30 protein-coding genes are annotated in these 20527 nt (G+C 56.4%); 4 read left to right on the plus strand and 26 right to left on the minus strand.

Annotated features, from left to right (window positions below):
* Positions 1-10: 10 nt before the first annotated feature.
* Genes WM95_RS22290 through WM95_RS22325 form a run of 8 tightly spaced genes read right to left on the minus strand, consistent with a single transcriptional unit; the run spans position 11 to position 6796 of the window.
* On the minus strand, positions 11-1165 hold the full coding sequence (locus WM95_RS22290; RefSeq protein WP_063408916.1) for a phage late control D family protein: 1155 nt from the start codon (positions 1163-1165) through the stop codon (positions 11-13).
* Complete coding sequence (locus WM95_RS22295; protein ID WP_023309232.1) at positions 1162-1626, minus strand: phage tail protein; 465 nt, start codon at positions 1624-1626, stop codon at positions 1162-1164. Before WM95_RS22295 ends, WM95_RS22290 begins: the two co-directional genes overlap by 4 nt.
* An 11-nt stretch (positions 1627-1637) precedes the next feature.
* Positions 1638-3917, minus strand: a complete 2280-nt coding sequence (locus WM95_RS22300) for a phage tail tape measure protein (RefSeq protein ID WP_063408915.1) — start codon at positions 3915-3917, stop codon at positions 1638-1640.
* Positions 3910-4029, minus strand: coding sequence for a GpE family phage tail protein (locus WM95_RS22305; RefSeq protein ID WP_023616176.1), 120 nt, complete (start codon positions 4027-4029; stop codon positions 3910-3912). The genes WM95_RS22300 and WM95_RS22305 overlap by 8 nt, the downstream gene beginning before the upstream one ends.
* A 32-nt stretch (positions 4030-4061) precedes the next feature.
* Positions 4062-4370 (minus strand): phage tail assembly protein, encoded by a 309-nt coding sequence (locus WM95_RS22310; protein ID WP_023309234.1) that lies wholly within the window; start codon positions 4368-4370, stop codon positions 4062-4064.
* 56 nt (positions 4371-4426) lie between these two features.
* On the minus strand, positions 4427-4945 hold the full coding sequence (locus tag WM95_RS22315) for a phage major tail tube protein (RefSeq protein ID WP_023309235.1): 519 nt from the start codon (positions 4943-4945) through the stop codon (positions 4427-4429).
* 11 nt (positions 4946-4956) lie between these two features.
* Positions 4957-6144 (minus strand): phage tail sheath protein, encoded by a 1188-nt coding sequence (locus tag WM95_RS22320; protein WP_063408914.1) that lies wholly within the window; start codon positions 6142-6144, stop codon positions 4957-4959.
* Positions 6145-6202: 58 nt separating this feature from the next.
* A complete protein-coding gene (locus WM95_RS22325) occupies positions 6203-6796 on the minus strand; it encodes a recombinase family protein (RefSeq protein ID WP_063408913.1) in 594 nt (197 codons plus the stop codon).
* A gap of 29 nt (positions 6797-6825) precedes the next feature.
* On the opposite strand from WM95_RS22325, the gene WM95_RS22330 reads away from it, so the two are divergent.
* Both WM95_RS22330 and WM95_RS22335 read left to right on the plus strand, forming a co-directional pair.
* The gene (locus WM95_RS22330) at positions 6826-7209 is read left to right on the plus strand and encodes a hypothetical protein (protein WP_074166124.1); all 384 of its coding nucleotides are present in this window, start codon (positions 6826-6828) and stop codon (positions 7207-7209) included.
* Positions 7196-7390: a hypothetical protein gene (locus tag WM95_RS22335; RefSeq protein WP_063408912.1), complete on the plus strand. Its 195-nt coding sequence runs from the start codon at positions 7196-7198 to the stop codon at positions 7388-7390. Before WM95_RS22330 ends, WM95_RS22335 begins: the two co-directional genes overlap by 14 nt.
* An 86-nt stretch (positions 7391-7476) precedes the next feature.
* On the opposite strand, the gene WM95_RS22340 is transcribed toward WM95_RS22335, so the two are convergent.
* The 17 genes from WM95_RS22340 to WM95_RS22420 form a co-directional block, all read right to left on the minus strand.
* A complete protein-coding gene (locus WM95_RS22340; RefSeq protein ID WP_063408911.1) occupies positions 7477-8076 on the minus strand; it encodes a tail fiber assembly protein in 600 nt (199 codons plus the stop codon).
* Positions 8076-9143 carry a phage tail protein gene (locus WM95_RS22345; RefSeq protein WP_063408910.1) on the minus strand — a complete coding sequence of 356 codons (1068 nt, stop codon included), beginning with the start codon at positions 9141-9143 and terminating at the stop codon, positions 8076-8078. Before WM95_RS22345 ends, WM95_RS22340 begins: the two co-directional genes overlap by 1 nt.
* A complete protein-coding gene (locus WM95_RS22350) occupies positions 9140-9748 on the minus strand; it encodes a phage tail protein I (protein WP_063408909.1) in 609 nt (202 codons plus the stop codon). The genes WM95_RS22345 and WM95_RS22350 overlap by 4 nt, the downstream gene beginning before the upstream one ends.
* Complete coding sequence (locus WM95_RS22355) at positions 9741-10649, minus strand: baseplate assembly protein (RefSeq protein ID WP_063408908.1); 909 nt, start codon at positions 10647-10649, stop codon at positions 9741-9743. The genes WM95_RS22350 and WM95_RS22355 overlap by 8 nt, the downstream gene beginning before the upstream one ends.
* Before the next feature lie 5 nt (positions 10650-10654).
* Positions 10655-11005, minus strand: a complete 351-nt coding sequence (locus WM95_RS22360; RefSeq protein WP_023309241.1) for a GPW/gp25 family protein — start codon at positions 11003-11005, stop codon at positions 10655-10657.
* Complete coding sequence (locus tag WM95_RS22365; protein WP_032645069.1) at positions 11002-11643, minus strand: phage baseplate assembly protein V; 642 nt, start codon at positions 11641-11643, stop codon at positions 11002-11004. The genes WM95_RS22360 and WM95_RS22365 overlap by 4 nt, the downstream gene beginning before the upstream one ends.
* A 112-nt stretch (positions 11644-11755) precedes the next feature.
* Positions 11756-12223: a phage tail protein gene (locus WM95_RS22370; protein ID WP_063408907.1), complete on the minus strand. Its 468-nt coding sequence runs from the start codon at positions 12221-12223 to the stop codon at positions 11756-11758.
* Positions 12186-12431, minus strand: coding sequence for an Rz1-like lysis system protein LysC (lysC, locus tag WM95_RS27545; protein WP_229226321.1), 246 nt, complete (start codon positions 12429-12431; stop codon positions 12186-12188). Before lysC ends, WM95_RS22370 begins: the two co-directional genes overlap by 38 nt.
* Positions 12319-12744 carry an Rz-like lysis system protein LysB gene (gene lysB / locus WM95_RS27670; RefSeq protein WP_063408906.1) on the minus strand — a complete coding sequence of 142 codons (426 nt, stop codon included), beginning with the start codon at positions 12742-12744 and terminating at the stop codon, positions 12319-12321. The genes lysC and lysB overlap by 113 nt, the downstream gene beginning before the upstream one ends.
* Positions 12741-13250 (minus strand): lysozyme, encoded by a 510-nt coding sequence (locus tag WM95_RS22385; protein WP_023309246.1) that lies wholly within the window; start codon positions 13248-13250, stop codon positions 12741-12743. Before WM95_RS22385 ends, lysB begins: the two co-directional genes overlap by 4 nt.
* Complete coding sequence (locus tag WM95_RS22390; RefSeq protein WP_023309247.1) at positions 13234-13455, minus strand: HP1 family phage holin; 222 nt, start codon at positions 13453-13455, stop codon at positions 13234-13236. The genes WM95_RS22385 and WM95_RS22390 overlap by 17 nt, the downstream gene beginning before the upstream one ends.
* Positions 13446-13649: a tail protein X gene (locus WM95_RS22395; protein WP_023309248.1), complete on the minus strand. Its 204-nt coding sequence runs from the start codon at positions 13647-13649 to the stop codon at positions 13446-13448. Before WM95_RS22395 ends, WM95_RS22390 begins: the two co-directional genes overlap by 10 nt.
* Positions 13650-13828: 179 nt before the next feature.
* Positions 13829-14269, minus strand: coding sequence for a DinI-like family protein (locus tag WM95_RS22400; RefSeq protein ID WP_063408905.1), 441 nt, complete (start codon positions 14267-14269; stop codon positions 13829-13831).
* Positions 14270-14379: 110 nt separating this feature from the next.
* Positions 14380-16569: a replication endonuclease gene (locus WM95_RS22405; RefSeq protein ID WP_063408904.1), complete on the minus strand. Its 2190-nt coding sequence runs from the start codon at positions 16567-16569 to the stop codon at positions 14380-14382.
* A gap of 1 nt (position 16570) precedes the next feature.
* Positions 16571-16792 carry a TraR/DksA family transcriptional regulator gene (locus tag WM95_RS22410; protein ID WP_045404086.1) on the minus strand — a complete coding sequence of 74 codons (222 nt, stop codon included), beginning with the start codon at positions 16790-16792 and terminating at the stop codon, positions 16571-16573.
* Complete coding sequence (locus tag WM95_RS22415) at positions 16792-17019, minus strand: DUF2732 family protein (RefSeq protein ID WP_047174526.1); 228 nt, start codon at positions 17017-17019, stop codon at positions 16792-16794. Before WM95_RS22415 ends, WM95_RS22410 begins: the two co-directional genes overlap by 1 nt.
* Before the next feature lie 68 nt (positions 17020-17087).
* Entirely contained in the window at positions 17088-17426 is a 339-nt protein-coding gene (locus tag WM95_RS22420) for a DUF5347 domain-containing protein (RefSeq protein ID WP_063408903.1), read from the minus strand.
* Between the two features lie 227 nt (positions 17427-17653).
* On the opposite strand from WM95_RS22420, the gene WM95_RS22425 reads away from it, so the two are divergent.
* Entirely contained in the window at positions 17654-18229 is a 576-nt protein-coding gene (locus tag WM95_RS22425; RefSeq protein ID WP_088544981.1) for a phage repressor protein CI, read from the plus strand.
* A 282-nt stretch (positions 18230-18511) separates the two neighbouring features.
* The gene (locus WM95_RS22430; protein WP_023309262.1) at positions 18512-19681 is read left to right on the plus strand and encodes a molecular chaperone DnaJ; all 1170 of its coding nucleotides are present in this window, start codon (positions 18512-18514) and stop codon (positions 19679-19681) included.
* Here the strand turns inward: WM95_RS22430 and WM95_RS22435 are convergent, their stop codons facing one another.
* On the minus strand, positions 19682-20446 hold the full coding sequence (locus tag WM95_RS22435; RefSeq protein WP_063408902.1) for a siderophore-interacting protein: 765 nt from the start codon (positions 20444-20446) through the stop codon (positions 19682-19684). It lies immediately after the preceding gene.
* Positions 20447-20527 lie beyond the last annotated feature (81 nt).

Consider the following 20527-nt stretch of genomic DNA (forward strand, 5'->3'; position numbering starts at 1 on the left):
AGCAACTACATTACTCACTATCAACAGTAAATTTTTCGTCGCTGACGTTCAGCTCAAGCTTAAGCTGCGTGGTAAATCCGCTATCGTTGAGGGTATGCACCACCTCGCTGATGATCCACGCCTGCTCGTCGATGACGCGTTTAAAACCGTTTACCAGCACCGGCGTTTCGGGGAACAGATCGGCGCGTCCCAGGGCAAGCTGGATGGAAAACTCTACGGTTCCCCGCTGAAGCGCGCGCCACTTAGCCTCTGCGGCCCTGAGCGCCTGCTCTTCAGAGGCATAAACCGTGGTTAGCTCAAATACGTTTTCCGCCGATCCCACCAGCCTCTCTTGCGGTTTCTGCTCCTTGCCTGCTGCTCCTGCTACCGGTGCGGCGGCATCCGGGTGCTGCAGTGCTTCTGTCTGCTGCCCTCCGGACTGACGATTAATACTCAATTGAGGATTTTGTTGTTTGGGGTCACGCGTTTGCAGCCATTTGGCCGTTACGCCGGAATAATTTTCACGGTCAGCTATGGAAAAAAGGTGCTTATCTCCATCCCCACGTTCAATCATCATTAAGGAAAGCGGAGTGCCGCTGGCCGTCACGGCCTGGCCCGCTTTCATAAAGATAATCTTCCCGGCTTTGATTGAAACAAATGCTCCATTACGTTCAGCAAGGCGGGAGAGGAACGCCGCGTCTGTCTCCTGAGACTGGTCAATATGAGAGATGGCGATGGATGCAAGCCCCGACGCGACGCTGGCGGTCAACTGGTTACGCTGAGCGATGGTATCGACTATCGCGCCAATCGTCGTGTCATGCCACGACTGTTCGCGCCGCACGTTTAGCTTTCCACGAAAATCTGCGCTGAATCCCCGGATGGTCAGCGTGTCCGGCGCTCCCCGGAAATGAATCGCATCAATCGTAAAGTCCCCTTTCTCCTCGAGCGGGGTTCCCTCCCATCCCAGCCATAAGGACAGCCTTGCCCCCCGGGCAGGCAAGTCCAGCAGCCCGTCGGAATCATCCAGCAGAATATCCAGCTGATCGGCTTCCAGCCCCCTTTTGTCGGTCATGGTCAGGCTGATAAGACGATGGCTGAAATTTTGCGTGATATCACGATCGTCAAGCTTAAGCATAAAATCAGGGGCGATTTTTCCACCCGCCCGGATATTCATTTCGGCGATCATCCCACCAGCCCTCCAATGCTATTCCGTGCGCTTTCCACCAGCTCTGAGGCCTGCGTTCGCAGGTCGCCAAACGTCGTCATCAGCGATTCGTCCACGCGTTTTAGCGACAGGGTAAACTCAATTTTTCGGGCGGTACCGTCACTGTAAAAATCCGAATGCGTGTGCGTGACTTTCTCAATGACAAACATGCCGTGAATGATGCCGGTACCGTCTATCAGCGGCCATGCCCGCCCCTCATTTGCCATCAGCTCAACCGCCTTGAGCGAAAGCCGCCCTCCCGTGAGTTCCGGGTAAAGTAAGCCGGAGAGGCTAAAGGATGTCTCACCTTCGCCAAGGTACTGCCAGGCTTTGGGTTTCCCGATGCGAGCGCTGGATGCCCAGCGGTAGTCTTTTGTGAATATCATTGACTGATACGGTAAGGTTCGTCGTTCAAAGACAAACAGACCCAGCACCATTAACATTTTCTCTCTCCTCAACTATACATAAAGCTGGATTGCTGCCGTCTCGCTTTATCCTGTTCAATATTATCTATCGTCTCCCGGATTTGACGCGTCAGATCCGTTCCGGAGGCCGTGCCCCCCTGCAGCGTGATGTGATATTCGCTTTTACTCTGATCGACGTAAGAGCGTCCTCCAGTAGCGATGGTCGGCTGATACCCCAGGCTGCCGCCAGAGATCCCCGCGCCTGGAATATAAGCGCTGCCCGACGGTGAGGATGCCGCTTCTGCTTTTGCCGCAGCGGCGTCGAGATCGCCCGACTCGTTTTTGATAAGACCGAGTTTCTCCAGCAGCCAGCTGGCCTTGCCGCTCAGGCTATTAAAGAGATCAAGCGGTGCCATTAACGCATCGCCCAGCGCCTGACCAAAAATCACGCCAGCGTTTTTACAGCCATCCAGCGTTTCCTGCGTCGCCTTGATCGGCGTAATCAAGTCGGTGAACCATTGCCAGATACCGCCCAGCTTCTCCGAGATAGAGTCAAACACCGCCATCACCGGTGAGAACAGCGCCCCCAGCGGTGCGAAAGCCGTCGAAAGCCCTTCCATCACCCCGCCAAAGAAGGCGCTGATGGGCTCCCAGTATTTAAAAATCAGTAAGGCACCGGCAGCAATCGCCGCGCCAAGGGCAATCACCGGCCAGCTAAGCGCGCCCAGCACCGTCATGATGGCGCCGCCCACCACGCTGAATACCGTTCCCAACATCCCGGCCGCGGTAATAACCATATTGACGCCTGTCAGAACCGGGCCGATGACCGTGCCTACGCCCCCCAGCACGCCAGCAAACGCCTGCGCGCCGACAACGATGCTGGCGAGGGTCTGCGTCAGCTCAGGGTTGGCATTCACCCAAAGGGAGGCCGTGCCAAGCCAGCCGGTTGCGGTTGTTATCAGGTTGCGCAGAGCGCCATCCGCTTTATCAAATACATCAATCTTCAACCCGTTCCACGCGGCCTGGAATCGGTTGATATCGCCGTCAAGATTATCGGTCTGCACGGAAGCCGCGAGCGCGGTACTGCCCTTTGCCCCCTGCAACTGCTGGCGTTTTTCATCAAGCGATCCATCACCCGCAGCGGAAGCCAGCGCCCCCGCGGCTTTTATGGCATCCGGAGTCTGAACATGGCGCAACATCGCGCTGAGCGCGTCCCCCGCGGCAGCGCCTTTCATTCCTTTTTCTGCCAGAACGCCCAGCAGCGCGGTGGTCTCTTCAAGCCCCATACCGGCGGCATCCGCAGCGGGCGCAGCGGAGGTGACGGCCGCCACCATCTCAGCGAGGCTGGTATTCGAAGAGGTAAAACCGCGCGTAAGCACATCTGCGATGCGTCCCGCATCCGTATCGGCCAGGCTATACGCGGCCTGCGTGCTGGCGATCATATCGGCCGCTTTAGCCGCGTCGACACTCCCCGCCAGGCTGAGGTTGACCGTTGGCGCGGTGGCCGCAAGCAGCCCATCGGCGTCATAGCCTGAACGAGTCAGTTCGGTTTGTGCCCGAAGGACCGTATCTGCGGGTACTCCGGTCCCGGCACTCACCTCCCGCGCCTGCTGGCGAATCGCCTCAAGCCGGGAATCCCCCTTCGCCAGGCCAAGGTTTGCCTGAATGGCCGACATCTGCTTTTCAAAGCTGATGCCAGGGGCGATAAACCGGGACGTCTGGTCAAAGCCCGCTTTTGCGATGCCCACGCCCGTATTCGCAAGCTGACGCACCCGCGCGGTAACGCGTTTGCCTGACTCGTAGCGATTCTGAACGGTACTCAGCCGCTCCTGCTGCTGATTGACGCGGGCCAGCGCATCCCGCTGTCGGTTAAGCTGCTGCGTTTTTTCGCTGATGTGACTTTTTAAACGACGTTCATCCGACGAGAGCGTGCGCGTGTTCACTCCCGCCTGAGCGAGTTCAGTACGCTGACGCTGTACCGAGTAGCGTAAGCTGTTGTACTCATGCTTCAGGTCGACTGCCGATTTTCGGGCTGCAGTCAGCGCATCAGCCTGCGCCTGGGTGGGGTTTTGCGTGTTTTTAAACTGTACCGCCAGCGCCGCGGCCTGCTGTTTCGCCTGAGCAAGCGACTGCTCCGTCGTGGCGAGCCGGGCATTTGCTTTTCTGAAGCCGTCAATACGCCCCGCCTGCTCATCAAGCGCCCCCAGCGCCGTCTGAGAATCGCGGATATCGCTCGCGAGAGTGAGGCTGGCGTTATGGAGAGCGTTAAGCGGTCGGGTTGCCCGGTCGACTGCCTTAAGCAGCTCCTGAAGACTGACATTATTACTCATGGTGGTTTCCGCTTCGCTGCAGCGCTTTTTCGCGCCATAAGAGGAGTTCGGTCACGCTAAGGGAGTACAGTTCTGACGGCGGCCAGTGAAAAATCACCGCAATATCCGCCATCAGATCGTCGACCGACACATTTTCGGGAAATTTCAGCGAGCCGAAGCCGGTGACAAAAAACCGATCACCTTACCTGCAAAAGAGAGCAGATCGCAGGCGTCCAGGCGCGCAACCTCATGCTCGGTCAGCGCTGGGGAGGTCATTCGCGGCAGCACCTTAATCAGCGCATCAACGTCAGATTGCGCCAGCGACGCCAGCGATACGCCGCGCAGGGTCCCCGCATTGGGTTTTGCGACGGTCACCTTTTCGATTTTTTGCTCGCCGCGCTGAACGGGGCTATCAAGCGTGACGATATGTGGGTTTTCACTTTCGTTCATGGCGGTCTCGTTGATATTTTCCATTTCGTTACTCTTCTGAAAGTTAACTCACCGGCCGGTCATCCCGGCCGGTTAAAGGGTTACAGGCCGATGGCCTTACGGTGTTCTGCCAGGCGATCGACGCCATCGACTTTGAGCACCATGTTGATGATGTCGATTTCGATGATCTCTTTGCCATCAATGGTCAGCTGGTAGTAAGCGCACTCGGTGGACATCTTGGTGGTGCCACTCTCGCCCTGCTTGTTTTCACCGCCATCAAACTCTTTATGACGGCCGCGCATGACGATTTCGACGGCGGAGATTTCGCCGGTATCATCGCGCTGATAAGAGCCGGTAAAGCGCAGCGGCACGCTGTCCGCGCCCGGAGAGGCATACTGCGCCCACAGGGCGGCGTCCGGCAGACCGCCAACGGTCCACTCCAGCGCCAGGGCATCATCGTCCAGGCCGAGGTCGACAGAGACCGAGCCCGGCATACCGCCGCCGCGATACTTCTCCAGCTTGCGGGTAAGCTTCGGTAGGGTCACAGACTCAACAACGCCCATATAGCTCAGGCCATCGTTGAACATATTCAGATACTTAAGTTTGCGTGGTAACGCCATGCTTCAGCTCCTTAGCTGTTAACCGAATCTGACAGGTCTGCCAGATAGGTATCGGTGATGCGCTGGCGCAGGGTCAGATTTTCCAGCGGCGGGACAGGGGTGTAGTCGTAATCGATATACAATTTCCCCGCTTTCAGGGTGGTTGCATCGTTCGACTCAGGGTCATACCAGCAGGAGCCGTCGACGATATAGCCGTTGGTTTTCAGCTCGCGGAACTTGGCGTTAATACCGGAAACGATGTCGCGGATAAGCGTTGGCGTGATGGGTTTATCCATCGCCCACGCGTGCGCTTCCGCCATGGTATCGGCCAGCACCTGTGCGGTACGGGTGTAGTTTTCAAAGACGAATAACGGATCGTCTGAGCAGGTACGGTTCCCCCAGAATTTGAAACCGTCGTTGCGAATCAACGTAGTGACGCCAGCCTGGTTGAGCAGGTTCGCATCGGTAGCCTGTTCCTGCAGATCCCAGGAAACAGAAGCGCTTACGCCCGTAACGCCGTTGACGCCAACGTTTGACAGGGTTTTATGCCAGCCGATTGTCTGGTCGATTTTGGCGCGCAGGCCAAGCGCACGGGCGGTAGCCCAGGCCGTCGTCGTTGCGTTCGTGGTGGTATCCCATGCCAGAAAATCAGGATGGATAACCATCAGCTCGCGCTGGCTGAAGTTTTTGCGGTAGTTGATCGCTTCAGAGATGGTTTTACATCCCCATGCGCTGACATAGCCGAACGCGCGCAGGCTCTGGCACATGGCGGCCAGTGCGGTCGCCACTTCCTGAGAGTCCAGCCCCGGCACGCCGAGAATACGCGGCTTAACGCCGGTCACCGTTTTCGCCGTGAGAAGCGCCTTCAGGCCGGTATATTTGCCGTTTTCATCGGTGGTACCGATGATGTTGGAAACGGTCTGCTTGCGCGCCTCTTCCGGGGTTTCAGCGGTGCCTTCGGCCACGCGAACAACAACGACAACCGGTTTGCACTGGTCGGCGATCGCCTGCAGAGAAGCGGACAGCGTCCCCGCCTTGCCGGCTTTCGCAATCGCGTTTTGCACGTTGGTAATGAGCACGGGCTCGTTTAAAGGAAATGTCTTGTCGTCAGCATCGCTGGCCGTACAGACCATGCCGATGATTGCCGTCGAGACGGTGGAAATGGTGCGGGTGCCATCGTTGATTTCGATAACTTCCACGCCGTGGTGAAAATCACTCATCCGTTTAACTCCTTGGTTAGTTGGTGAGTGATATTGTCGCGGCTGGGCTTGCTATGAGCTAACCATCCCTGTCCAGCGGCCGCTGGCACAACGATTGTCCGACTATCGTGGCGGGGAATTTTTTATAAAGCGTGGAAATACCCACATCAAAAATTAACGCAACGCGCTGTCGGGGTTCCCCGGCAGCAATCAGCCTGCCAGCCTGAGCCCATTCCTCCTGCGTCAATTTAGGACGTCTGCCACCAATTCGTCCCTGTTCCCGCGCTGCGGCTAGCCCGGCGCACGTCCTCTCGACAATGAGTTCACGCTCCATTTCAGCAAGCGCCCCCATGATATGGAAGAAGAAACGACCCATTGGCGTTGAGGTATCAATGCTATCAGTCAAACTGCGGAAATTAATACTTCGCTGGCGTAGTTCCTCAGTCATTGAAACAAGGTGGCGCATACTGCGCCCGAGCCGATCGAGTTTCCATACAACGAGAGTATCTCCTGCATTAAGTTGCCTGAGGGCACGATTGAGCCCCGGTCTGTTTGTCGTTTTACCGCTGATTTTATCTTCAAAAATCAGCTCACATCCTGAACGCTGCAGCGCGTCACGCTGTAAGGCGGTGTTTTGTTCATTTGTTGACACGCGTATGTATCCAATAAGCATGGTATTTCCCTTCGTCAAAACCGGAAATCATGCCATTTAATGGAGAAACACGCATTTTCGAAAACCTTGGTTTGGGAGGAGCTAAATACGTAACCAGTCGAGGAAGTAACGCAAATGGAGCTTGGGTAATATGGTCGGATGGAGCCATTGAGGTTATGGGGTATGGTGTAATCCTTGATAACGGCCTGGCAACGGTTAATTACCCAATTGCGCTGCCAGGTATAAGCCGCTATATCAGCATTGCCGAACGTCTTTCTGCTGATCCCGGCACTACGCCAAACTATGCTCATTCATCAATGATCATTGATGCTTTAACAACAAATGTCGGTTTCAAAGCTCGTTGCACAATGGCCGCAACGGGTGCCCCATCAAATAATGGTTTTTCGTGGAGAGTTTACTATGCGCCTATTTAATCCGATCACAATGACGGAGGTCATTCATGGTTTCCACGATACTGGAGGTGCTATTCAACTCCCTGAGGATAACTGGTTTTTCAGAATACAAGAAATACCGGAGGGAATGCGGCTTGCAGTTAATGAAAAAGGCGAACCAATCCTTGTGGAAATTGAATCTGATGTCTCTGGCAACGAATAAATGAATACGTTTTCTGGCTGAGTGCTGAAAATATCAGGTGCTGCTGATGATTATTGACACATCAAAAGCACCCGATATTGAATGACCTATACCTCGGGTTTCGGTGGAAGGTTAAGATTCGGAGCGGTATCGGTATCAACCTTAGTTAGCTTATAACGATACCGCTGCCATTCAGTCAGTCGTGGGATATCTTTATCATCAATATAGCCTCCAGCCTGAGCATCTACCAATGGTGCGATAATTGCAGACGCTTCCGCTAGCAATGCAGTTTTCTGCTGTTCAGCCTTTGCCACATCCGCAGAGTGTTTCGCTTTTGCGTCGGTTATCCACTCGCTGCCATTCCACTTATCATATGGCGTTCCAGGGGCTTGTGTCGTCGTATCTTTCGGATAATCACCCGGTAGTGAAATCGTGACTTTCTCACCTGACTTTGTGCTATATACAGTTTTACCGCGATGATCAGCGATGTACTCCCATCCGTTTAAGTCAAAGGTGCGGCAAATAGTAAAACCTTCTTTAATTTCACCAGGCGCATCAATGCATGACAAGGCTGGAATACCTACACCTTCCGCTAAATATTCAACCGATGAGGAAAGATATTCGCGCGTCTCACCATCGTAGTTAAACACAGTTATATCACCGGTCACTGTAGCAATAAGCTCATTGTTTAATTTTGCCTTCGCCATTATGCGGCCCTCACGATGTAGTTAAATGCGATGTTACGGGGGCGGGCTGAAACATAAGCCCACCAATCGTAGCGTTGCGAATTTGCCGAACTACCGATCCATTTTTTTCCTTTGATCTTTTCCCATTGTGCTGCGGTTATTACATCGCCAAACCCATAGTCGGATGACCCGATTGAACTTATATCCCCCGTATCATTGTCATCAAAGCCCGAAACAATAGTACCTTCCTGGAATGACAGCAGCCCGCGACCAGCGTCAACCCCACGCCCGTCATCCCAGCCTCGGATAAACTCACCGCGTAAATCAGGTAATCTGAGTGCAGGATAAGCCAGAGCCAATTTCGGATATTGGGAAGCCGCGAACGCCGCACCGTTGCATTTGAGCCACCCCGTCGGTGGAGTTGCTGACGGCCACGGAACGGGGACGCCAATCGGCAAAGCAGAGCCTTCTCCCAAACCAAGGTTTTTGAGAACCTCAGCGCTCAACCCCGCATCGGCAATTTCTTTTAACGCATTGGCGATTAATGGGTACTGTTTATGCGGATTATCAGCAGCAATATGCTTTTTCATCTGATCATCAGCGTAGCCCTTTACCTCAATAACTTTATCGTCAACGTACTGACGCGTTGCCAGCACAACCGACGGATCAATTTTCAGGGAAATTGACGATGTGCTCGACACAATCAGAATCATGCGAATGGTCTGCGTGCGACCGCTGCCTTCCTGCAGCTGAGGCTTGTATGTCTCCGGGCAGTTAGCCACGGCGATCAGAATGCCGTCGTCGTCGTAGAGACCGATCTCTCGGATCCAGAAACCGCCCTCGTTCTCGGGAATTATCTGTTCAGCGATGATCTGGCTGGAATTATTTGGGTCAACAGCGAGCAGATTCAGCGGCGCTATGCGTTTTTGGTTGACGAGCTTCGTCTGCGCCGGATCGGGGGTTGGCAACGTTCCGTTGGCGTCGCCTACCGCCATTTGCGTCAGGTTGAGTTGCGTACCAAGTGCCGTCGCGTTAGCTAGCCGCGCCGCGCCCTGATTCGTCAGTATGGCAAAATATTTTGCGGTCATGCGTTCACTCTCAGGTTATCAATCAAATGGATGGCCGAGGCCGGGTAATAATCACCACCGACAATAAGTTTCTCTGTGGTGTAGGGGTAAACAGCCAGCGCATCGCCGTGATAGCATCCTGCGCCAACATAAAACTCTCCCGTTGAACTCAGGCTGATAGCCAGCCCGGTCATATGTCTACTTGCCGGTTTGGCATCTTCAATGAGCCGTTCAAGCTCCTGATACATTTCGTCAGTGATGCCGTTATCAAGCACACCGACAACCAGACGGAATGTCCCTGGCTCCTCACCGAGCTGCCACCACTCGCGCACCTCAATCAAAAAGCCAAGCGGTTCCACAACACGACGCAATGCGCTGATGGTTCCTTTGTGCTGATGGACGAAAAACGAGGACATAATGACGCTGCGTTTCGTGCTCTCCGGCCACGCCTCATCCCACCGATCTACAGACAGCGCCCATGCCAGGTAGGGAAGTAAATTTACCGGGCACGCGCTGGGGTTCCATAAGGTGCGTAGCGGTACCGGCACTCGTTCAATATTCGAGAGCGCTGCGGCAGCGGCGACTTCCAGCGGTGATGACCCAAAGGGTAATAGCCTTTCACTCATCCGAACCCCCGATCGCTATCTGATACGAGGTACAGTTCGAGGCCTGCGACTTACTTAGCACAATGTCAGAGTGGGGAGATTCCAGTTCAACGCGCTGCACGCCTTCAACGTGAAGTGCTGCATAGATGGCCGAGAGACGAATATCGCGTCCAAGGCGATGCTGTGCGCTGATATAATTCTGCAGCTTCTGCTCCGCTGCCTGCCTGATGGGTTCAGACTCTGGTCCGGGATAAACGTAGAGCGTCGCGTTTATCTGGTAAGGCACAATTTCTGCCGACTGGACCGTTACACGATCGCCTACGGGGCGGACGGTTTCAGCATTAAGCGCTTTTTCAACAACCGCCAGTAGTTCAGGACGAGCGGTACCATCACCCTCACGGGATAACACCGAAATCGTCACGTGTGCAGGCTGAGGGCTTTCAACCGAAACGTCAGCGACCCGTCCGTCGGCACTTCGACCATGATATTCATAGGCTCCAACCGGTCCCGCAACACTCAATCCCTCAAATGCCTGCTGCGCACGCAGTCGCAGGTCAGCATCAGACTCCATGACGGCAGCCGTTGGCGGAATGGTAGTATCATCGCCCGGGGTGATGGTCAGGCGTTCGGTATTATTGTTTCCCGCAATAACGTCCAGATCGTGACCGGAAGAATAGGCCAGCGTCACGGCCAGCGCAGCCTCATTAACCCGCTGGCGCCAGATGACTTCCCGGTAGGCGTTCTCCTGCAGCAGCTTCACAATCGGCTCGGATTCCAGCGTCAGCGTCCGTGCAATCGCTTCTCGCTCCTCTTCCGGATAGAGGGAGACAAAGGTGGCCTTTCGTTCTGCCAACAGCGTTTCATAATCCACCTCCTCCACGACATCAGGCGCGGCGAGCTGGCTCAGATCAACAATAGCCATAGCGTTTAACTCAGTGAAATGGTGATAGAAAAGGATTGCCCGGAGGTCGGGCGCGTGCCGGTGATATCGACATACAACGTCCCGTCGTTCTCCGAACGCTCGAAAGTGATGGCCGTCAGGCTTATCCGCGGCTCCCATTTCTGGATGGCGGAATAACAGGCGGCCATGATTTGCAGGCGCAGCGCCGGACTCTGCGGCCTGTCGATCATCGCCGCCAGCAGCGAGCCGTAATCCCGCCGCATGACCCGTGAGCCAATCGGCGTAACCAGAATGTCGCGCACGCTTTGACGGATGTGTTCCGCCTCTGAAATGCTCAGCCCGGTCTGCCTGTTCATCCCCCTGTAACGCACCGTCATTGTGTCCCCTTAGTCCAGCTTCCGCCGCTTTGCACACTGCCGTGCGCGTGGTTATCCACCTGCACCCCGTTGGAGGTGAATTTACCGCCGGAATGCTCAATATTTCCGGCCATCACACCGCCCTTCTGCACTTCAAGAGAGGCAGTAATTAACCTGTTGGTACACACCACTTCAGGCGTATCCAGCGTGATGCGGGACGTTGACGTCACCCGCACCTCCGGCACGGTGGCGGTCAGCGATTCAGAGGCGGTAATGTCGGCTGTTTTAATGCCTGCAACCGTGAGCGCCCCGCGCCCGGGTTCGTACTCGATCACCGCGCCGTCAGGGAACGAGACGTGGAACGCGTCAGGTGACCCGGACGGCGCCGGATGGTCGTCAGAGAAAATGCCGGGCAGCACAAAGGCGGTATCAAGCTCGCCGCCGATGGCCAGCAGCAGCACCTGTTCCCCCTCGGAAGGAGCCCACCAGACGCGCGAACGTCCCGCACGACAGGTTAGCCAGTTCAGCCAGGTGGTTTTCATCCCGCCGGTCTGGACACGACAAAGCCCTCTGTTGAGGTCAACATCGGTCACAACACCGATACGAATAAGATTGCGGATCGCGCGAGCGATGCCGTTCATGGAAGTTAATGTATTCATGAGAAGAGAATGCCGTTCAGGAGGAACGGCAGCAACGAGATGGGGTTTTCTGCGGGATGATACAACAAGCGGTCCAGACAGCAGGCGCCAGGCGGCCTTCAGCGCGGGGAAATTAGTCCTCCCACTGGCTGACCAGCTCGCCGTTGACGTACAGCGCCTTCGGCCGCGTGACGGGCTCCGGCAGCGGCGGCTCGGGGGAATACGTCGCGTGCAGAGCGCCCTGCTCCTGGGAAACAAGAATACGCTCGGTTAATTGCACGCTGATGGTGATATCCATCGTATCGTCATCGTTTAAGACGATGGAGAAGGTGTAGCCGTTTTTGCGTCCTTCATCGAGGGTAAAAATATCCGGCTGGTTTTCCCGAAGCCAGGCCAGCACCGGGACGAAAAATCCCTCGCTGTCGCCGGTGAAGCCGCTGACCTTCGCGTTCAGCGCATACCGCTTTTCAAAGGAGAGCGAGGAGGCCAGTCGGGCGTCAATATTGCCGCCTCCGACCGACATCTGCAGGCGCTCCGGGTTGGCATTGAGTTGGGGGATCGCGTCAATTAATGCCTGACGCAGGCTCTTGAGTTTGTGCATCGAGTTTATCCTGACAGTCTTTAATGGTTTCAACCTGCAGCGCGCAGGCGATAAGGGCGTATTCCAGCCTGCGAATATCCGCGCTGAGATCGCCGTTAGTGGCGGGTTCGCTTCCCGGCATCGGGCAGCGGCTCACCTTCGGGCAGGCGTTGTAAACAATGGGCTGCGGAGGCGCAGGCGGAGCGGGTGTGCAGCCTGCGGACAGCATCAGGCAGCTGAGCGGTATACCAGCGGCGTAACGCTTCATTTTCATTGAGTAATCTCCCGATAGTCGCTTCCCGTCTTGCCCTCTCCTCGCCCGCGGTAGCAAGCTCCTCACGGAGCCTGACCTGGGCATTTTCATTTGTTCTGGCCATCCGCTGCGACAGGGACAGCTGCTGGTTAAGCGTGGCGAGGGCCGTTTTTTGCTCGCTGGCGACCCGATTGGCCGTGGCTAAGGAACGCGACAGGTTCAGGTTGTCATGACGAAGCCACAGCGTGATGGCCAGCAGCCCGGCCAGCGCCAGCATGAGCGTTCTCATGGCAGCCCCTTCATGCACCAGGCCTTCTCGCGGACGCGACGGTTTTCCAGACCGGCATTTTTGACGCCGTTGACGTACACCCAGCGGGTAAGCTGCCCGCATGCCTGCGGCCACTGTTTACGTTTGATAAAGGACACCAGCGTCGAACGGCAGGCGGCGCCTGCGCCGACATTAAAGGTAAAACTCACCAGCGCGTCATAGACCCGGGGCGGCATCTCCACCGGCGCACACGCCGCCAGACGCCGCTCAACGTTGAGCACATCAGCGACCAGATTTACCGCAGCCTCACGCTCGGTAATGTCCCGCGTTGGCACAACGTTTGCCGTGTGGCCAATGCCGGACGTCCATACGCCGGCGCTACACCGGTAGGGCGAGAGGCGACATCCTTCGAGATCGGCAATCAACGCCAACCCTTCCGGGGACGTTTTCAGTAATTGAAAGTCAGGCATCAGCACCGCCAGGGCCAGCACGCCGGCGACGCTGCAACGCTTAATGATTGAGTTCACGAATGCTCTTCTTATCGAGGCCAAGAGACTGGAGATAGCGCCAGGTTTTTCGCTTAAACCAGTAATTCGTTAATGCGGTAAAAATGGCGCACAGACTCCCCACGTACAGCGCGACTTTTTCAGGAGACATCGCCCCGAACCAGGCCAGCGCCACGGCCAGCCAGTAGGCGATAACCGTGGTGATTTTCTCCAGGCTCAGTCCCATAGGTTTACGGATTCTTTTGTGGGGGCGCTATTCACCTCCGGCATCTCTACCGGCGTGCCGTGAGGCAAGATAACGCCTAACTCCGCGAGGCCAGGATTGGCCTTCAGAACGGCTTCAACGACGCCAGCCGTGCGCCCATAAAAGCGGGCGCAAACGGCATCAAGCGTGTCCCCCTGCATTGCATAGATTTTCATCAGACGCTCCCAACATCCGGTTTCCAGGTACCGTAGAGTTTCCCGGGCCAGCAGGCTTTTCGCTATCGCTGGCAGATGGACAATCGCGGGCACAACAGATCGTCCGCGAGCGGCGAAGCGTGATTCAGCGGAAGCGCAAAACAGGAATGAGGGTGTTGGTACGGGCGATGACGCCGGGGCTAGCGCCAGCTCTCGTCTTCCCAGACTTCCCGGAGGATAGCGTCCAGCGCCTCGCGATCGGCTTCTTTTTCAAGCCCCTGGAGCTCGACCCCCGTCACCGATCCGATTTTCACGTTCACCCGCGATGACGGAAACAGGGATCGTATTCTGCGGGTCAGTTCGCACTGAAAGGCCTCCACGACGGCATGGCCAATCTGCTGATCTTTATCGAGAGTAATGTTCACCCGAACGTTGCCCCCTTTTTTGACTCGTTCCGGAACAGGCGATGCTGAGAACACAACGGTAAATGCGTTGTTCTTGATTAAATTTCCCCGCGCAATCTCAGCAATCAAATTCAGGGCAATCTCACGATCTCTTTCCTGACACGTTCCTTCCGTCGTCAGTCGCGCAATCAGCTCGACTCGTTCAATCATGACCTGCTCGTTCAACTCTCTGTCCACACAACCTCCACCACGAGATACTGTATAAACATACAGTAGCACGTATTCATAAAAAGAGTGAAGCGAAAAAATCAGAACCCTTCACGGTATGTGCATGATATGGATGGAGATTAGCGGGCTCTCTGAGCGAAGAGATCCGTTAAATACCCAATACGTTCAAGGATTTTCCGCGCCTTTTGCTGGTAAGAACACGGTGCCGGAAATAGCGATCCGTCAGCTGCGCCCCTGCACCATTTATCGTTAAAGCGGCTGATGCCTCCCGCCATCAGATGCAGGGCTTCTGCCCGGCTGATGGCTATCCCGGTGACGAGCCGTATCTCATCGATCACCTTCTCCGGTACGCCGTTCTGCGGGTCGCTCGCGAAGACGACGGGCGACGACGCGCCAGGGCGGATGAATTTGATGCGTTCGGTTAACGCCCGCCTCGCACGTCGGCTGAGGGGTTGAGAAAGATCGGTCTGCGTACAGTTATTGACAGAACTCCGAGAGGATACGGGCACATCCTTAAGATCCGCAGCCCGCTTCGGCACAATTTTCCACTGCGTGAGTCGGGTTAAAACTGGGCTGCCCGCGCCAACGGCGGAATCGTACACGCCGCGGATGCGGACCGTTTCCTCGCCGTACTGGTTAAACCCGGCGCTCGGCTCATACAGCGTGCGCACCTGTAAATCATCGCGACGCACAAACGGCCCGCCCTGCGCAGTAACGTAACCCGCCCAGTCCCCGGCGTCGGCAGCCTCCTGGACGGCGGCAAACTCAACGCTCAGACCGCGCGCGGCCTCGGCATCCACCAGACGTCGCAGCTCGCGGTAGACCGTTACCGGCGCGCCGCCGATGAACTGAAACTGGCGAATGTGCCAGCGTCCCGCCCAGGCCGACACGGCGGACGCCGTCTCTTTCAGCAATCCACCGCTTTCGCTATCGGTCTCGCCATCGAGCGCATAGCCGTCGATATTCTTTGAGATGTATTTGGCGATATAGCCGGTAGCGCTGCCTTTCTGCGGATCGATCGCGTCCGCGTGAAAGCGCGCCTGTCTGGCGCTTTCGCTCTGCAGCTCAGCGTTCTCCTCCTGCCGCGCGTAGTCCCCGATAATCCGGCGAACGCATTCGACGTCTTCCGGCAGCATAAACATCAGCATGTGCCAGTGGGGCGTACCGTCGTGATGGGGTTCCGCAACGCGGATACCAAAGATACGGCGCCCGTCCCGGTGCAGTTTTGCGCGGATACGCGCCCACAGGCGGGTAAAGTAGATTTGCGTATCCGTCGGGCTGGCCCCGTTCCACTTCGCGTTGGGAAAGCCTGATTTCAGCGTCGCGTGATACTGCGCGGGTGCGGTTAAGGTATAGAACTCGCCCACGTAGCCCAGCGACTCACAGATATTTTCAAACCCGCGGATGCGGGTCATCAGTTCACAGCGACGTATCGCCGGGTTGGCCACCGAGCTATCGTATTTTTCAATCAGGCTGATGCGGTTTCCCTCTTCATCTTCCAGCTCCATGCCCTTGAGAAATTCGCGCGTGCGGCGCTTCTGCTCGCGCCACTCGGTCACGCAGCGTTTGCTCGCATACGCCGCTCTCCGTTTGCTGACGTTGCCGAGGGCAATCTGCAGATGTTCGCGCCAGGCAGCCGCGACCCGACGCAGGCGCCCGCGCCACCACGCCTCGGAAAACATGCGGATCACCGCTGCGGCAACGTCATCTTTGTTGAAAAATGTCTTCGACACCCGCTCCCAGTGCGGTGGCGACACGTTGAACTGTCGGGCGATCAGTCCGGCGCGCTGATACCAGACGTACAGCGTCTGGTATTCGCCCATTTCAGCATCGTTAATATTCGCCAGCTCGCCGCGTATAAAGCTGGCGATATCTGCGGCCAGCAGGTCGATGTCCGCGCGGGACATATCCGGAAGGCGGTTATAGCGGGCCACCAGTTCGACCATCCGCGAGGCGAGGTATTGCAAAAGCTGAGTGTCGAAATGGCCGTCAAACACGACCCTGGAGAATTCGTCGTGCAGGCCTGTGCAGGCATAGCGATCGGAGACCCGCCGCAGGCGAGGTAACATCCTTTTGCAGAAGCGGATCAAAAAGGCGTTAGCCTGCGGGCTGCCCCGATGCTGTTCGAGGGCGTCAACCGTGCGCCAGATTTCGAAGCGTACGCAGTCGGGCTGCTGTGAAAGGGCAATTCTTGCCTGCTGCAGCGCCGCGAAAAGGCGATCGCGGCGCTGCTGTTGGGCATGGGTGAGATAAGGGCTGGCAATGGCCGACCGTGGGGCGTTCCACGGATAAGCAAATGACGTAGCCAACTTATCCTCCCCGGACGTGTTTATTTTTCATCTCGGCGATCTCCTGGCAGGTCACGCACAGGGCTACGCCGGGCACCGCTATTCGGCGCGCCTCCGGTATCGGCGCCTCGCAGTCCTCGCAGAGGAAACGCGAAGGCGATGCGGGTCGTCTGCGGGCGCGATTAATGTACCGCTCTCTGTCCTCCTGCTCGCGCGCCTGCGCAAGATCGATAAAATCGGCCATCAGTGCAGCTCCTGAGATTCGCGCTCGTAGCGAGCCGCCTCGTGGCACAGCAGTTCGGCAACGTCTTCTCCGCTCATACCGGTTTTGTAGATATGGCTCGCCAGCGCCTCCAGACGCAGGGAGACCGCGAGGGCTCGCGCGCATCGTTCCTCTGTTTTTGCCTCTGCCAGCAGGCGTTTCAGTTCTTCACTTCCGATCCGATAAGGGCGGTTTTCACTGTTTCGCATCACGCGTTCTCCTTAATTTCAGGCAATAGGGTGCCCGGCGGGTTTACGCCATTAGTTTTTGGGTTGGGTTATATCGGCATGGTCAGCCGTTCAGGGAATAAACTCACAACAGCACGAAAATGGTTCATGGCGTTAATTAGCGCCCGTTTCTCTTCGGTCGTCAGCTCGCCGATATCGCACTCGTGGCGGGCGACGGGCAATCTCGCCAGGAAAAAGAGGGCGGCCAGCGCCCTGCTGTTCTCCTCAAAACATGGATCGCGCTTATCGCGCATTTCAGCCATAAACCGCGCCAGCTCTTTTCCGCTATCGTTCCCGTATCGGGCGCGCAGTTCAGCGACGTGGTTAAGCCCGCTAAGACGCGCTCCCACGCTAAGTGGAACCCTTGCACGGGCAGCTTCTATCGCCATATCTCCCCTCGCGTAAATTCACGCACGCTAGTGCGCTGAAAACGGGCACAGCACGGTATTTTCCGCCGTTTGATGATTGCGATTTCAGATGCCATGCTGCATGATTCCCATTTTGATAATGTCTGCAATCACTAGCCTCTGTTTGCCAACGTCTGCCGCTGATTGCCCGAATTTGTAATGATACTAATACCCAAATGAGCATTAGTAAACACCCAAAGGAATATATTTTGATTTTAGATTCTCAAGTGAATAATGAAGAGTTACTCGATAGAATCTGTCAGGTATATGGTTTCACGCAGAAAATCCAGCTGGCCCGGCACTTTAATATCGCCGCCAGCTCGCTTCAGAACCGCTACGCGCGCGGTACCGTCTCTTACGACTTTGCGGTTCAGTGCGCGCTGGACACCGGCGCCAGCCTTCGCTGGCTGATGACCGGACAAGGCGCGCAGTTTGAAGGTCATCCCGCGCCGGGCGATCCGGTTTCGGTTTCCACATTCACACTGAGTGATGGAAGGCTGGAAGAGAATACCACTTTGAGTATCGACTCTGGTTTCTTTAGCAAGCCGCTGGCTCGCGGCATCGCCGTTCGGGCGGAGGGAAAGCTGCACTTTATTGAAAAAGAAGCATCGTTAACCGACGGCCTGTGGCTGGTTGAGATTGAAGGCACCGCCAGCATCCGCGACCTCACGCTGCTGCCGGGTAAAAAACTCCACGTGGCGGGCGGCAAGGTTCCGTTTGAGTGCAGTATCGACGAGATAAAAACGGTGGGTCGCGTGGTGGGGATTTACAGCGAGGTTAATTGAGGGTGGGTCGGACGCATGCGCCACCAAAGGTGGGGGGCTCGCTTTCGGGTAGGACACGGAAAAACCCGAGGCAGGGGAAAAAGAGGATCAACGCAAATTAACAGGGCTGGTGAAGGTGTGGCATGTCGCTCTATCGGGTTTACCCCATAATGAGAGCACCACACATCAACTCATTAAAGAAATCCCCCATCGCGCCGATCATCATCCGTGTGTATTATTTCCTGTAGCTTTTACAACAACTAACCTTAACTCAAATACTTAAGCGCCAAAGCGAAAGGCATCATGAGCACACCGATCAAACGGCTAGAAATCATTAAAAATGCCATTGAACTGGAAGATGACGACATCATCCAGAGCCAGCTGACACGGCTGAAAAATGAAGCGTTTGACGATGAGCTACAGGCAATCGTCGTGGCGCTTGAAAAGAAGAACTACACCGCTGCGATGGCGGCAATTACCGCCTGGCTTCAGGGCCAGCGCGCCGTGACCCAGTGGCGCGATCCGCAGGTGGCCGCCAGCAAGCTGGAGCTGAAGGCGCTGGAAGAGCGTCTGCGCGATCTGATTGACCGCCGCAACGCCCGGGTGCAGCAGCTTGATGAGTTCAACGATCTCTATTTCTCTCGCCTCGGGCCGCTGATGCAGCAGATCCTCGCCCTGCGTAAAACGCTGGCCGAGCTAAACCTGCGCCGTCAGCAGGCGGAAGCGCGTCGCCGTGAGGAAGATTACCGTCGCTGCCAGCGCTATATGGCGCAGGCGGTAGAGGTGCTGGCGACGCTCACCCAGCGCTGGCGCGATCTCCCGGCCGACTCCGTGCAGGCCGCTGAGGCGCGCAAGCATCTTGAACAGCAAAGCAATCTGATTGCCAACCTGCTGGCCGAAGCGCTGGAGCTGGAGAGCGGCTTAACGCGCGAAGAGGAGCCTGCGCGTCAGGCGCGAGACGACGCTAACGAAGAGTACGAGAAATATCGCGAGCAGCATCACGATGCCGAAGTGCGGCTGCGCAAAGGTAAGGATCTTTCGGAAGAGGATCGGAACGAGCTGAAGCGCCTCTGGCGGCAGGCGAGCAAGCTCTGCCATCCGGATCTGGTGGCGGACGATCTGAAAGAGGAAGCTAATGCGATGATGGTGCAGCTCAACCAGGCGAAGCAGCGTGGCGACGTTAAAACCATTCGCTCACTGGTAGCCCGCCTGCAGCAGGGCTTTGAGCCATTGATGGCAAGCGACAGGTTGAACGATCTGGAACGTATCCGCAAAAAAATGGCGCAGGTTCGCGAGCAGATAGACATTTTAGTGAACGAGCTGGCGGAGCTTGAGAAAGAGGAGTCCTGGCTTCTGGTCTCGTCGCTCAACAATATGGAAGCTTACTTCGCTCAGCAGGAGAAAGCGCTACACGAGGTCCGCGCCTCGCTCGAACATCAGGTGAGCGAAGCGCAGCTGGATTCCGCCGCCTGATTATTTGGCGTGCCAGTATGCGCTGGCACGCACCAGCTGCTGGTCAATCGCATCGGTTTCAAACTGACGACTCAGCGTCTTCACTGCCTTCCCTTCCCCGGTCAGCCAGATGAAGTAATCTTCACCAGGAACGGCCAGCGCCGCCAGATGGTCCGCTACCGCCTGCTCGCTGTGGCCTACAACCCAGGTGATGTTGAATTCACTCAGGTGCGCCAGATAGTCCTTATAAGAATCGTCCCCAACCGTCACTACCGCATGAATTTCCGGGCGAACCGGCAGTTTAGCAATGCTCTCTAAGCGTCGGCGCAGCGCGGGCATGCCGGACTCGTCGCACACGTACAGCTGCCAGGCGTAATCCTCCGGCACCACCAGCGAACCGCGCGGGCCGCCGATGGTCAGCCTGTCGCCCACTTTTGCCTCAACCGCCCAGCGGCTGGCAATGCCGCCGTCATGAACGAAGAAATCGAGCACCAGCTCATGGTTTGCCTCGTCGTACAGCGGCGTGTAGTCGCGCGTCTGAGGACGTACGCCGTCACCCCAGTCGATACCTTCATCGGTGACCACCGGCGGCACAAACACCGCGCCCGGGGCAGGGAAAAAGACTTTGGTATGGTCGTCGAAACCGCGGGAGCTAAAGCCCTCCAGCTGCTCGCCGCCTAAAACAATCCGCTGGAAACCCGCGCTGGGGCGCTCAACGCGGAGCACCGTCAGCTCGCGAAAGCGCAGGTCATTACGAACACGCTGTGGGTAACGGGTAGATGCCATTTTTAGCCCCTTCTCTGGTGAATACGATATATCTAAATCAATTTTCAAATGATAATGATTACTAATAAGCAAAAATGCAAG

This window comes from Enterobacter cloacae complex sp. ECNIH7 (assembly GCF_002208095.1).
Classification (GTDB): domain Bacteria; phylum Pseudomonadota; class Gammaproteobacteria; order Enterobacterales; family Enterobacteriaceae; genus Enterobacter; species Enterobacter cloacae_M.